Source organism: Methanosarcina sp. MSH10X1 (assembly GCF_004099695.1).
Classification (GTDB): Archaea; Halobacteriota; Methanosarcinia; order Methanosarcinales; family Methanosarcinaceae; genus Methanosarcina.
Map to the genome: position 1 here is coordinate 147,510 of NZ_SCHL01000002.1, position 12,178 is coordinate 159,687.

Genomic DNA, 12,178 nt, shown 5'->3' on the forward strand with positions numbered 1-12,178 from the left:
TGTAAAATATTTAATGTACGAGGGAATAGCGTGGTAAAGAACGAAAAAATTGCGGGCTTCATAGGAAAAAAAACCCTAAGGTTGGCAAGCCTCTTGGTTTTAGTCTGCTTTGCAAGTTTCATGCTTATCCAATATTCGCCTATAGATCCTGTTAGAGCTTATATTGGGGAAATGCCAGTAACCCCGGAGCACAAAGCCCAACTTGAAGAGTACTGGGGGGTTAATACGCCTCCGCAGGAAAAATTCCTGAACTGGGCTGGAGATATTATCAAAGGTGATTTCGGAACTTCATTAATTTATAGAATGCCTGTTATTAATGTTATTAAAGAAAGGTTTACAGCTTCCCTGGTTCTAATGGGAATCTCATGGCTTTTTGCTGGATTCCTGGGTTTTGTCCTGGGAATAGTAGCAGGCGCAAAGCAGGGAACGTGGGTAGATAAGGCAATAAAAATCTATTGTTACGCTCTGGCGGCTGCACCGACTTTCTGGCTGGCACTGGTATTTCTGATGATCTTTTCGGTGTATCTTGGCTGGTTCCCCATAGGATTAAGTGTGCCTATAGGCGTTACAGCCGACAATGTGACGTTTTTTGATTGGGTTCAGCGTTTAATTCTCCCCGCGCTGACTCTGAGTTTGCTGGACGTTGCCAAGATTGCAATGTTCACCCGGGAAAAATTAATAGAAGTCCTGTCCAGCGACTACGTGCTATTTGCAAAAGCAAGAGGCGAAAAAGGAATGGACGTGGTATTGAGGCATGGAATCCGAAATGTCGCACTTCCTGCCATTACCCTGCAATTTTTAGGATTCAGTGAATTATTCGGTGGGACAGTCCTTGTTGAGCAGGTTTTCTCCTATCCTGGAATCGGGCAGGCTGCAGTTGCAGCAGGATTACGATCGGATGTGCCGCTGCTTCTGGGAATAGTTATCTTCAGTGCTTTGTTTGTTTTCTTCGGAAACCTTATTGCTGACATTATCTACGAATTTGTTGATCCCAGAATAAAGCAACAGGAGGCATCAATATGAGTACTGCTGTTGTGACAGTTAACAGGGGGTTGTTCCGGGGACTGAATCTAAGGCAGAAAACTCTTTTAATAATAGGCTCAACCTCACTTTTATTGCTTGCAATTGTAATTTCCAGCGTGTTTCTGGAAGGGGAATCCTTACAGACTGATTTCGGCTCCAAAAACCTTGCACCTTCTCTGGAGCATCCGTTTGGGACGGACTGGATGGGCAGAGACATGTTTATAAGGACTCTGGAGGGACTGGGTCTAAGTATACTGGTCGGGGGCTTTGCTTCCACGATCAGTACTGTACTGACTGTAATTTTAGGATTACTTTCAAGCGCAGGAAGGAGTGCAGACGCATTTGTATCCTGGCTGGTCGATTTATTTCTTTCAATTCCGCATCTTCTGTTAATAATTCTCATTTCCATAGGAATGGGAGGGGGAGCAACAGGAGTTATTATCGGAGTTGCATTAACGCATTGGCCAAGCTTAACAAGGGTCGTAAGGGCAGAAATCAAGCAACTGAAAACCCAGGAGTACATTCATATCTCCAGGAATCTTGGCAGGTCAAAATGGTGGATAGCTACAAAACACATTCTGCCTCACCTGGTTCCCCAGATACTTTTAGGCACGATTTTAATGTTTCCACACGCGATTTTACATGAAGCTTCAGTCACATTCCTGGGGTTTGGGCTCTCCCCGCATGAACCTGCAATCGGTATAATCCTATCAGAGTCTATGCGATACCTCTCAGCTGGATATTGGTGGCTCGCATTTTTCCCTGGATTGTCTCTGCTAATCGTAGTCCTGGCATTTGATATTATTGGAGAAAATTTGGGAAAGTTGATGAACCCGAAGAATGCTCATGAATAAACTTCAATCGCTGGAATAAAGGAACTTTTTTGCCCTATATCTATTTCGAAATAGAATACGGCTTCAAATTTTTATTTAATCATCTTCAGGCTAGAAACTGTTAGATCCAAAATAAGTTGAATCCAGATTTAAGGGTGTTAAATATGGGAGACAAGGTTGAAATAAGCACTAAAAATGAGTTAATGACTGCGTTTAAGGCGGTTGCCGGGAATAAGAGAAAAACGGAAGCTCTATTAAATGTAGAGGATCTTTCACTCTCATTCACTCAATATGCCTCGGGACTCAGGCAAACTGAGCTAAAAGTAATCTCTAATTTGAGCCTGCAGGCTTATAAGGGCGAGATTCTGGCTGTTGTAGGGTCAAGCGGATCCGGTAAAAGTCTTCTGGCTCATGCGATTTTAGGAATTTTACCTTCAAATGCAAAACTTGACGGTAAGATAGAATATGATGGCGAAGAACTCACCCAGGCAAGAAAAGAAGAAGTGAGAGGTAATGAAATAGCCCTGATTCCGCAAGCTACAACCTATCTTGATCCTTTAATGAAAATCTCCAGCCAGGTAATAGGATGTGTTGAGAGGAAAAATGAAGGCTTAATGAGAAAACTTCAGAGAGAAGTTTTTCAGAGATATAATTTAAGACCTGAAGTTGAAAGAATGCTTCCTCATGAGCTTTCAGGGGGAATGACCCGGAGAGTTCTGGTTTCCACTGCCGTAATAAGCTCTTCAGAACTTATAATTGCAGATGAACCCACTCCGGGGTTAGATGAGAAAACATTGAATGAGACCCTGAGCTACTTCAAGGGCATGGCAGACCGGGGCTGTGCAGTGATACTTATAACTCATGATATAGAGGCTGCACTAAAAATCTCTCATAAGATTGCAGTATTCTATGCAGGTACGGTTTTGGAAGTGGCTAATGTTGAGGACTTTAAAAACAATGGTGAGAATTTAAGGCACCCATATACCCGTGCACTCTGGAACGCACTCCCCCAGAACAGATTCCAGGCAATCAAAGGTCATCAGCCAATGCAGGATGAGGTCACTGACGGATGTATCTTTTATGAAAGGTGCTCTAAAAAGAAAGCTCTCTGTTCTCAGGGTATCCCCCAGCTTAAGCAGGTCAACGGAGGCATGGTGAGGTGCAATAATGCGGCTTAAGGGCGAGAATCTTACTTTCGGATATAAAAGAAATAATTTAATTCTAAAAGATGTCAATATTTCTTTAGAGAGCGGAGAGGTATTGGGCCTTATCGGGGATAGTGGAAGCGGGAAATCAACCTTATGTAAAGTATTAGCAGGCTACGAGAATAGATATCAGGGGAAGGTAAGTCTAGATGGAAAAGAAATCCTGTCAAAAGGTTACAATCCGGTCCAGCTTGTTTTTCAACACCCGGAAAAAGCTGTAAATCCTAAATGGAAAATGAAAGATACTTTAAACGAAGGGCATGTTGTTTCACAGGAGATTTTAGACTCATTCGGGATAAAAAAGAGCTGGCTTAACCGATGGCCTAATGAGCTTTCCGGAGGCGAACTCCAGAGATTCGCCCTTGCCCGAGTTTTAAGCCCTAAAACCAGATTTTTAATCGCTGATGAGATAACCACAATGGTAGATGCTATTACTCAAGCCCAGATCTGGAATGTAGTTTTAAATACTGTCGAAGAACTCAATATCGGAGTACTTGTTGTAAGCCATGACAGGAATTTAATTAATCGCTTATGCCACAATACCGTTTATTTAAAAGATATATCCAGTGCTTGAGTAAAGGGCTGTCGATCGTTCACATGAAAGGCTTTTGTTTTGTACAATGAAGCGTAAAATCTCCGGGTTTTTAACCTGGAGGTTATAACGCTAACCTGACCTTTAGATTCCCGCTTTTACAGCAGATTTTAGTCTCTTTTTAGTGGCTTTGTTCGCGAATAATATGAGATTATAATTAGAAACTTGATAACAAGTCACAATAAGAACCTTAATAAATTCCCTCTGTTAACACTCATTCCTCAGTAATTATCAGTTTCTCCGGAGGAATGAACCATACCGATTACCGACGAATACATGAAAGAATGATTACAAAAACCGAGTGTACACTCTCGTTATCCTGAAGGCTGCAAGATACCTAAACGAGCCTGGGGCTGAAGAAATAATCCGGGAACACGGGAGAAGGAATTTTCCCTTCGGCAGGAAGGAATTTTTCCCTTAGGAAGGAAAACTATCAATTGTCTGTCCTGTGATTGACGGCACCGAGGTAAAAGGATTTGGAATTTTCGGCACAGATGAAGAAGAAACTAAAAAGATAGAAGCCGTAAATATCAGGAAATGGAGGATGACCCTGCTGTAAAAACTTGTATCTTTACATATGAGATTCTTGCAGGAGTTTTCCCGGAGATAAGCTGCCTGAAAAACAGGCTAAAATCTGGAGTGAATCTCCTATTCCGGCAATTGTATCTTTATAAAAAGAAAATAGAAGAAAGAGAGACCTGAGTTATTCTCCCTTTATTACTCTTGCAATGTCGTCCCCGACATCTGAGGTGGTGTTCTTGCCGCCCATGTCGTAGGTTTTGACTTTGCCGTCCAGAATATTTTTCTGGATTGCGCTCACGATCATATCTGAGGCTTCTTTTTCTCCAAGCTGTTCTATTAGCATGGCACCTGCCCAGATTGTGGCAATCGGGTTAACTTTATTCTGGCCCTTATACTTCGGGGCTGAGCCGTGTATAGGCTCGAACATGCTTGTGCCTGTAGGGTTGATATTTCCGCCGGGAGCAAGGCCGAGGCCACCCTGAATCATGGCTCCGAGATCCGTGATGATATCTCCGAACATGTTCGGGGTTACTACCACGTCGAACCACTCCGGATTTTTTACAAACCACATAGTTATGGCATCAACAAAGTTGAAATCCGTGGTGAAATCGGGATGTTCTGCAGCAACTGCGTTGAATTCCTCTCTCCAGAAGCCGTAAATATCAGAAAGTACATTCGCCTTGTCAACGGACGAGACGTGTTTTTTCCGGTTCTCGGCAAGGTCGAAGGCGTACTCGATAACCCTTTTTGTACCTTCCTTGGAGATCAGGCCTATCTGGTATCCTATCTCTTCGCTGTCGGTTTCGATATCAAGCCCGAATTTCACGGAATAAAGTGCTCGCTTGACTTCGAGGAGATCTTTGCTCTCTCCTTTTTTTGCCCTGCCGCCGATACCTACATAGAAGTCTTCGGTGTTTTCCCTGACAACCACGAAGTCGATATCTTTTGAGGTCTTGTCTTTAATAGGGGTCCAGACCCCCTCAAGGAGTTTTATAGGGCGGAGGTTGATGTACTGGTCCAGGTAAAAACGTGCAGTTAATAAGATTCCCTTCTCAAGAATGCCAGGGGCAATTCTGGGGTCTCCGATGGAGCCAAGGTAAATGGCAGGGTATCCTGACAATTCTTTTAAGGTCTCTTCCGAAATCAGTTCTCCCGTCTCAAGGTAGTGATCTGCTCCATGAGGGTATTCAATCCATTCTACATCAAAACCGAATCTTTCGCCAGCAGCATCTATAACCTTTCTGCCTTCGGCGATAATTTCTGGGCCTATCCCGTCGCCCGGGAGGACCGGAATCTTATACTGCGTCATGTTTATACTCCTTTCAAATTTACAGGCAAAACTGCCTTTTTTGTTGCGAGATGTCAAACGCGGACAGGGCTGTCTCAGGACAGATTTTCTGTTTCTGAGCGCTCAGAGACCAGTTTCCTGGCATATTCTATAAACCCTCCCTCATCAACGATTTCACGCACGAAATCAGGGAGAGGGGTTGCATGGTAGGTCTCATTTTTTGTCCTGTTTACAATAACTCCTGTCGCAAGATCCACTTCAAGCTCGTCTCCATCATCGATCCTGTCAGTGTCAGGGCATTCCAGAACAGGAACTCCGATATTTATTGCGTTCCTGAAAAAGATCCTTGCAAAAGACTTTGCAATTACACAGGCAACCTTTGCCCCTTTAAGGGCAAGGGGCGCATGCTCGCGTGAGGAGCCGCAACCAAAATTGCTTCCCGCGACCACGATATCATTTTCGTGAACGTTTTTTGCAAATTCGGGGCGCACGCCTTCAAACGTGTACTTTGCAAGCTCGTCAGGGGTATTGTAAATAAGGTACCTTCCGGGAATTACTGCATCCGTATCCACGTCATTTCCGAATTTCCAGGCTCTTCCTTTCATAACATCACCGGTCTTTTGCTGCAATTAAATGCTGCTATTATTAGAATTCTTACAGCCTGAATTTAGCTGCATTCACAGGGTTGAAGTATCGCAGGTAATATTTAAACTATTTTCTGGTATGATATAAAAATTGGTTGATAATTCCCATATTTTTACTCCCGAGTTCCCCCGAAAAATCTATAAAAATGGGTTACTTTTATGGCCTAACTGAATTTTCTGCGCTCTTTTTTTCGGAAAAAGGCTCAAAAGCACTTGGCTCTCCTCCTCCGTGCCAGCTTAATCTCGGGCGGATGCGCACAAGATGAACTGACTCGGAATGGTCGTCCACGATCAGGGCAACTCCTCTTTCACTTCCCATCTTCTTGAGATGGGACTGAAGGCTTTCCTGCATATAAAGAGGACGTGAGTTTTCCAGAGCCAGGATATCATCGCTCGCAGTAAGGCGGTGACAGATAAGAAGATCGCTCTGGGAGACGACATCAGGATGCAGGCTTGCAGGTCTCTGGGTTGCCAGAATCAGGGAGAGTCCAGGCTGCCTGCCCTGCCTGAGACAGCGGTTAATGAGTACTTTCGAGGCAAGGCTTTCAGTCTTTGCAGGTATGAAAATGTGTGCTTCATCTATAAAGAGCCAGACCATGGGAAATTCTTCCTCGTCAGTCCTTTCCCCCATAAGCCTCTTTTCATAGATTCTTCTTGCCTCAAGTCTCGCTTCATACAGCCTGCCTGCAAGAATTGATACTGCCGCAGCGCAGACATTTTCATTTTCAAGCGTACTCACATCAAGAATAGTTGTCTTCCCGCCCGATACAAGTTCCGATAGTGCTGTCCCTTCTTTTGAGAAAAGGTCCCAGGAATTCACTGCCCTGAAGTAATTCTCTACAGCCCCTTTCGAAGCCTCATCAGAGCGTGTGTCCCCGTTGATCTCACTAAGAATTTCCTCAAATGAATATGCAGACCCTCTTTCTCTGAGAGACTCGATTGCCCTTACAAGCAGAATTCCAGGGGGAGTAACTTCCTCTATATTAAAAATCCTGCACCACTGGCTTCCTGAAAGTTCTTGTATTGAGATGGAAAACGGCTTTACATTGATATTCCGTTTCCTGTAAGCCTCAACTTTTCCTGCAGGTACGAAAACTTCAGTTTCAAGCCCTTCCGGAATAAGATCCCAGTTTTTAAGCTTCCTGGCTTCAAATGTGTTTGGCTGGTTCATTGTCCAGAAAATTCCCATAGTGTCAATAACAAGGGATGCAAGCCTTTTCTTAATCTCCGGCTCAAGAAAAGTAAGCTCTTCAAGCAAGCAGCCCATAGTATAGGATTTTCCATATCCTCTTTTGCCGCAGATCAAAACAGCGTGAGGCTTCAGGGCGTCAAGATAAACAGCAGCCCCCCTGGAGTGATCAAGTGCCATATAATTTCCAACGGACAGGAGACCTTTTCCGGGGTTTCCTTCATTTCCAAGCACATGAAGCTTCCCGGTAATTTTTCCCCCAAAAGCAGGTCTGAGCTCTTTGTTTTCGACTTTGGGCATCTTGATAGTATCGGACTGAAAACTATTTAAAATAATTTACTCACATGAGATTAAATAAAACTCAATTTTTAAATTTTCGAGGTTTGAGAACTTCCGGAAGCAATATCAAAAAGAGAACTAACGGTTTGGCCATCAAAAATCTGTAAATCAAAAATCCTAAAAAGTTCGGCAAATTTCTCCGGAAATTAGGATCTATAAAAATCTGGAGGTTGGGAGTTACCTCAACCTCTAAATATAAATTTCACATTCAAATAATTCTAAGACATTATCTACTCAGGATATTATTTTATCAAGCTGGTTCGTCTGGGCAGCGATTTTGATTTCCCGGGCGATTCTCCTTCCAGTTGAAAGATTTTCTTCCATCAGATCTGCATAAGGTGAGCCTGAAACGTAAAGGTTTGTCCCTGCAACAATCCTGGCTGAGATCTCAAAGACCTTAATCTCAAGTTCGTCCGTAAAGACTGTTTCAAGGCAGAAAGCCCCTATCATTCCGCCAAAAAGTCCAAGGGATTCTTCAACTACCCTTTCTCCCAGAGAGAAGATAAGGGGCAGCAGGGATTCTCTTGCTACGAGAGGTACGTTTCCTGTGACCACATATGTCGGGCGGATGCCTGCTTCTATGAGCTCTTTTGGTGAGCCCAGCCTGAAGATCTCATCGGCATTGGATTCTACCCTGCGGTCCATGCTCAGGAGTTCAAGACTGCCCTCGCTTAAAGTGTATCCCTCGTTTCGGATCGGGGAGTAGAAATAGTGCAGATAATAGCGGGTTCCGGTAATAAATTCCTGAATAGTGTACTTCTGGGACCGGTCTACGAGTTCATCGAATTCCTCGTACGTTTTTGCGACAAAGAAACCTTTTCCACCCTTTGCCCCGTCGTACTTAACCATTACAGGCCCATTAATGTCGCGAGGGTCGTCAATTTTTCCGGGCATATGGATACCTGCTCCGAGAAGCCATTCCCTCTCTTTATTCCTGTCCGATTCCCATTCGAGCACAGCACGGTTTCCGAAAGTCGGTACGGTCATTTCTGCAAAATTTTCCGTGCCAAGGTAAGCAACAAACGAGCCGTGTGGAATAATGATGGTGTTTTTCTTTCTGAGTTCCTCAGCCTTATTCATTATATCGTCATAACTATCGACAATGAGGTACTCATCAGGTTTTGCCCTCGGAAAAGCTTCATAGAATTTGGGAGGTTTGCCAACGCAGATTCCCAGAGTTCTGAAGCCTTCTTTTCGAGCTCCATCAAAGATTTGAAGACTTGAGTGAGAACAGACTGTCGCAATTGTAATATTATCTAAGTCGTAATTTTTCAGAAGTTCCAGAACCTGCTGTTTTGTGATCATGATTGGTACCAGCGGAAATTTAGATTAGAATATACAATGTTATATTTAAGTTTAAGGTCTGGATTCTATTTATAAACATAGTAGCGGATGTATATTACATACAAAAATAAAAGTTTATATTAAGATCTGCGTAAACCAGAGGGCAGACTGAATAAAAAATAGGCAGATTTTTAATCCAGGAAGTAATTATGGACGGGCTTGAAAATCGGGACGGTTTCTCGGACACGGGTAAGCCTTCAGAAGGTCCAGAGAAGACTGAGCAGAGAGATAAGGTACTTGTTCTTCCGGTAAACGGAGAATCCAGAAAGATAACCCAAATTCTTTCCAATGAAACATCCTTAAAAATTCTTGATCTACTAGGGAAAGAAAGCATGTCTGCAACCGGTATTGCAGAAGAACTGAAGCTTCCCCTTACTACTGTCAAGTATAATCTTGACGCCCTTGTCGAATCCGATCTTATAAAAATAAAACAGATAAAGTGGAGCCAGAAAGGGCGGCAGGTAAAGATCTATGAATCAGTAGATAAACTCATTGTGCTTGTCCCTTCAAAGAGCCCGATGGACAGGCTCTCTATAATAAGTCTGCTTCAGAAATACCTGGGGGTAATAGGGGCTGCGTTTTTCGCAGCTGCAGGAATAGAGTATTTTTCGGCGTATATGCAGGCAAAAAGGGTTATTGATGCGACTGCACCTTTGAGAATGGGGACAATGGAAATACCGGCTGAGCCTTCCCCGGAGCAAATGGCTATGGAAATGGACGAGAGCAGCAATATAAGTCCTAAAATCGCTCTCGACCAGCAGATGCCCGAAAGCCGAGCCCTTAATGCAAGTTCCGGGGCTCTGGACACAGGAACTGGAAACACCTCTTCCGGACTGGAAGCCGGCCCTATTCAGGAAACAGCTGAAGTTCCCGTATCCGTGCCAGATGGTTTAGACTCTGTCCAGGGAGTTCCATCTATCCCACCTGAAGGGTTAACTCACGCAGGAGGGATTCACGGGCTTTATGATACGCTTTCTCTTCACCCCGGAATCTGGTTCCTTTTAGGATGTCTTTTTATAGTAGTCCTGCTGATTGTAAGAGAAATCTATTCTAAGAAGAAAGCCAGGTAAAGATTCTTATGAGAGTCGCTTTAAAACTTGCATACATAGGCACCGAGTTTCACGGCTCCCAGATCCAGCCCAATATCGAGACCGTGGAGGGAGAACTCTTCAAGGCTCTCCGGAATCTCGGGATTATAGAAAGCCCCAAATCTGCGAATTATACCTGCGCTGGCAGGACTGATGCCGGGGTCCATGCCCTTGAACAGGTTGTCGCTTTTGACACGGATAAACCTAATCTGGCAATTCCAAGGATTATAAATTCTGAACTCCCTCCGGCAATCTGGACCTGGGCTCACGCGGAAGTACCTCGAAGCTTTGATGCCAGGAGAGATGCGGTTTCCAGGCATTACCGATATGTGATGACCGGGAAAGAATACGATATTTCCAGGATTCGGGAAGCCTCAAAACTGCTGCTTGGAACCCATGACTTTGAGAACTTTTCACGAACCAACGGAGAAAAAAGTACGGTTCGAACCATAGAACGGATCAATGCCCGCGTAGATGGAGACCTTACAAAAATCGATGTTGTAGGGAATAGTTTCCTCTGGAATATGGTCAGGAAAATCGTAACTGCTCTTTCCATGATCGGAAAAGGAGTACGTGACAATGACTGGCTGCTCCAGATGCTTAATCCGGATATTTATGAAGAAGGGATTGAGCCGGCGCCTGCCTATGGACTGACTCTTCTGAAAGTGAATTATGACGAGAAAATAGAATGGATTGAAGACAACTACTCTATCAGAAGAGCAGGCGATCAAAACCAGAAGCATATCCTCAGACACAGGGTTATGGCAGAAGTACTGGAAGAACTGATTTCTCACAAGTAATCTTTATTACAATTTCATTTTTACTTTGATCCTTGATTCGTCTTTACTTTGATTTTTATTTTCATTTCCCATTCTTATTCTTCAATTCTTTCTGAAAAATTGTCTTTCTGAAAAATGGTTATTGTCCTGGTAAGGCTTCTATGCACTCTCTGGGCATATATATTGAGAACTTTAAGCCCTGCTTTTTCCCCGTATTCCGATGCAGCTTTATCCGAGACTACAATTGCAATGCCTCCTGGCTTAAGCACGCGCTGGATCTCATTAAGCGCACAGGAGTAAAGCTCTTCCAGGGATTCGGCAAGAATTGCTGCCGATCTGCCGTATGGGGGATCAGTGACAATTGCATCTATTGTGGCTTCTTTAAGAGGCATTCTGCAGGCATCTCCTTCCATCAGGGCGTAATCCAGTTTGAAAGCCTCAAGGTTCATACGGGCACCCATAACCAATTTTTCCTGCGCATCGATTCCTATAACCCTTGCTCCCACAAGCCCGGCTTCAATAAGAATCCCGGCAGTCCCGCAAAAGGGGTCAAGAATCAATTCTCCTGGCTTTATTTCCGCCAGGTTTACGAGGGCGCGTGCGACTCTAGGCATAAGAACGCCAGGATGGAAAAAAGGTTTATTCTGCGGAGTCCTGGCTTCATATGCGCTTCTGTCTATAGAGGACAGGAGAGTTCCGAACACAGCTTTTTCGCTCAGGATAACCCTGAATTCGATGTCAGGGTTTTTCAGGTTTGCCCTGAAGCCTTTCCTGTAAATGCATCCTCCGACTTTCCGTTCCAGAAGTTCCCCAGGAAAATCCACGTGATGTTTGATTCGCTTTGCTCTAACCACAAAGCTCTGTCCTTCCGTTATGTAATCTGAAGGATCAAAGGCTTCTGAAAGTTGCAGGATTGCATCCGGAGTGTTTTCGGAAATTCCTGCAACTTTCAGGATATGATGGGTCATTGCCAGCCTGTCGGTTACCGGACCTGTGAGAATTTTTTCCACATTCTCTTCTTTGCCGGTTATCTCCACCACCAGGCACTGGTCAACCGCAGTATGAAGCCGGAAATCAAGCCCCTCGGTTTTAAGGCAGGCAAAAACTTCGGCAGCGGGCAGTTCTTCGTGTTCTCCAGAAAGTTCAAAAGCGTATAACATTGGTGATCCGGAATAGGTTGATAATTATAATTCGAAATAGCGTTCGTGACATGCAATGCAGAAGTAAATATAAAACTTCGTGCGTGAAACGTGGAAGTAGTAATTAAAAGTAACTACAGTAAAGTAAATTACAATAAAATAAACTACGATAAAATAACTGTAATAAAGTAGA

General features: G+C 43.9%; 11 protein-coding genes. 6 read left to right on the forward strand and 5 right to left on the reverse strand.

The window, feature by feature from the left end; translation table 11 throughout:
- Positions 1-30: 30 nt before the first annotated feature.
- The 4 genes from EQO05_RS02285 (at position 31) to EQO05_RS02300 (ending at position 3,635) form a co-directional block, all read left to right on the forward strand.
- The gene (locus EQO05_RS02285; RefSeq protein WP_128503375.1) at positions 31-1,023 is read left to right on the forward strand and encodes an ABC transporter permease; all 993 of its coding nucleotides are present in this window, start codon (positions 31-33) and stop codon (positions 1,021-1,023) included.
- Positions 1,020-1,877 (forward strand): ABC transporter permease, encoded by an 858-nt coding sequence (locus tag EQO05_RS02290; RefSeq protein WP_128503377.1) that lies wholly within the window; start codon positions 1,020-1,022, stop codon positions 1,875-1,877. Before EQO05_RS02285 ends, EQO05_RS02290 begins: the two co-directional genes overlap by 4 nt.
- Positions 1,878-2,020: 143 nt before the next feature.
- On the forward strand, positions 2,021-3,034 hold the full coding sequence (locus EQO05_RS02295) for an ABC transporter ATP-binding protein (protein WP_240664288.1): 1,014 nt from the start codon (positions 2,021-2,023) through the stop codon (positions 3,032-3,034).
- A complete protein-coding gene (locus EQO05_RS02300; protein ID WP_128503379.1) occupies positions 3,024-3,635 on the forward strand; it encodes an ABC transporter ATP-binding protein in 612 nt (203 codons plus the stop codon). Before EQO05_RS02295 ends, EQO05_RS02300 begins: the two co-directional genes overlap by 11 nt.
- A 721-nt stretch (positions 3,636-4,356) precedes the next feature.
- Here EQO05_RS02300 and EQO05_RS02305 read toward each other — a convergent pair.
- From EQO05_RS02305 to EQO05_RS02320, 4 genes are all read right to left on the reverse strand, one after another.
- Positions 4,357-5,484 (reverse strand): isocitrate/isopropylmalate dehydrogenase family protein, encoded by a 1,128-nt coding sequence (locus EQO05_RS02305; protein ID WP_128503381.1) that lies wholly within the window; start codon positions 5,482-5,484, stop codon positions 4,357-4,359.
- Positions 5,485-5,558: 74 nt separating this feature from the next.
- Positions 5,559-6,068: a 3-isopropylmalate dehydratase small subunit gene (locus tag EQO05_RS02310; RefSeq protein ID WP_128503717.1), complete on the reverse strand. Its 510-nt coding sequence runs from the start codon at positions 6,066-6,068 to the stop codon at positions 5,559-5,561.
- Between the two features lie 196 nt (positions 6,069-6,264).
- Complete coding sequence (locus tag EQO05_RS02315) at positions 6,265-7,596, reverse strand: ATP-binding protein (RefSeq protein WP_128503383.1); 1,332 nt, start codon at positions 7,594-7,596, stop codon at positions 6,265-6,267.
- Between the two features lie 273 nt (positions 7,597-7,869).
- Positions 7,870-8,940, reverse strand: a complete 1,071-nt coding sequence (locus EQO05_RS02320; protein WP_128503385.1) for a formate--phosphoribosylaminoimidazolecarboxamide ligase — start codon at positions 8,938-8,940, stop codon at positions 7,870-7,872.
- Between the two features lie 188 nt (positions 8,941-9,128).
- Here EQO05_RS02320 and EQO05_RS02325 point away from each other — a divergent pair, with 188 nt between their 5' ends.
- Together EQO05_RS02325 and truA are read left to right on the forward strand one after the other, a co-directional pair.
- Positions 9,129-10,049, forward strand: coding sequence for a transcriptional regulator (locus EQO05_RS02325; protein ID WP_128503387.1), 921 nt, complete (start codon positions 9,129-9,131; stop codon positions 10,047-10,049).
- An 8-nt stretch (positions 10,050-10,057) separates the two neighbouring features.
- The gene (gene truA / locus EQO05_RS02330) at positions 10,058-10,867 is read left to right on the forward strand and encodes a tRNA pseudouridine(38-40) synthase TruA (protein WP_128503389.1); all 810 of its coding nucleotides are present in this window, start codon (positions 10,058-10,060) and stop codon (positions 10,865-10,867) included.
- Positions 10,868-10,941: 74 nt separating this feature from the next.
- Here the strand turns inward: truA and EQO05_RS02335 are convergent, their stop codons facing one another.
- Positions 10,942-12,006, reverse strand: coding sequence for a TRM11 family methyltransferase (locus tag EQO05_RS02335; RefSeq protein WP_128503391.1), 1,065 nt, complete (start codon positions 12,004-12,006; stop codon positions 10,942-10,944).
- Positions 12,007-12,178: the final 172 nt, after the last annotated feature.

Coding starts and splice junctions, on each gene's coding strand:
- EQO05_RS02305 (WP_128503381.1), bottom strand. CDS start 5,484: ATGACGCAGTATAAGATTCCGGTCCTCCCGGGCGACGGGATAGGCCCA.
- EQO05_RS02290 (WP_128503377.1), top strand. CDS start 1,020: ATGAGTACTGCTGTTGTGACAGTTAACAGGGGGTTGTTCCGGGGACTG.
- truA (WP_128503389.1), top strand. CDS start 10,058: ATGAGAGTCGCTTTAAAACTTGCATACATAGGCACCGAGTTTCACGGC.
- EQO05_RS02300 (WP_128503379.1), top strand. CDS start 3,024: ATGCGGCTTAAGGGCGAGAATCTTACTTTCGGATATAAAAGAAATAAT.
- EQO05_RS02320 (WP_128503385.1), bottom strand. CDS start 8,940: ATGATCACAAAACAGCAGGTTCTGGAACTTCTGAAAAATTACGACTTA.
- EQO05_RS02295 (WP_240664288.1), top strand. CDS start 2,021: ATGGGAGACAAGGTTGAAATAAGCACTAAAAATGAGTTAATGACTGCG.
- EQO05_RS02310 (WP_128503717.1), bottom strand. CDS start 6,068: ATGAAAGGAAGAGCCTGGAAATTCGGAAATGACGTGGATACGGATGCA.
- EQO05_RS02325 (WP_128503387.1), top strand. CDS start 9,129: ATGGACGGGCTTGAAAATCGGGACGGTTTCTCGGACACGGGTAAGCCT.
- EQO05_RS02335 (WP_128503391.1), bottom strand. CDS start 12,006: ATGTTATACGCTTTTGAACTTTCTGGAGAACACGAAGAACTGCCCGCT.
- EQO05_RS02315 (WP_128503383.1), bottom strand. CDS start 7,596: ATGCCCAAAGTCGAAAACAAAGAGCTCAGACCTGCTTTTGGGGGAAAA.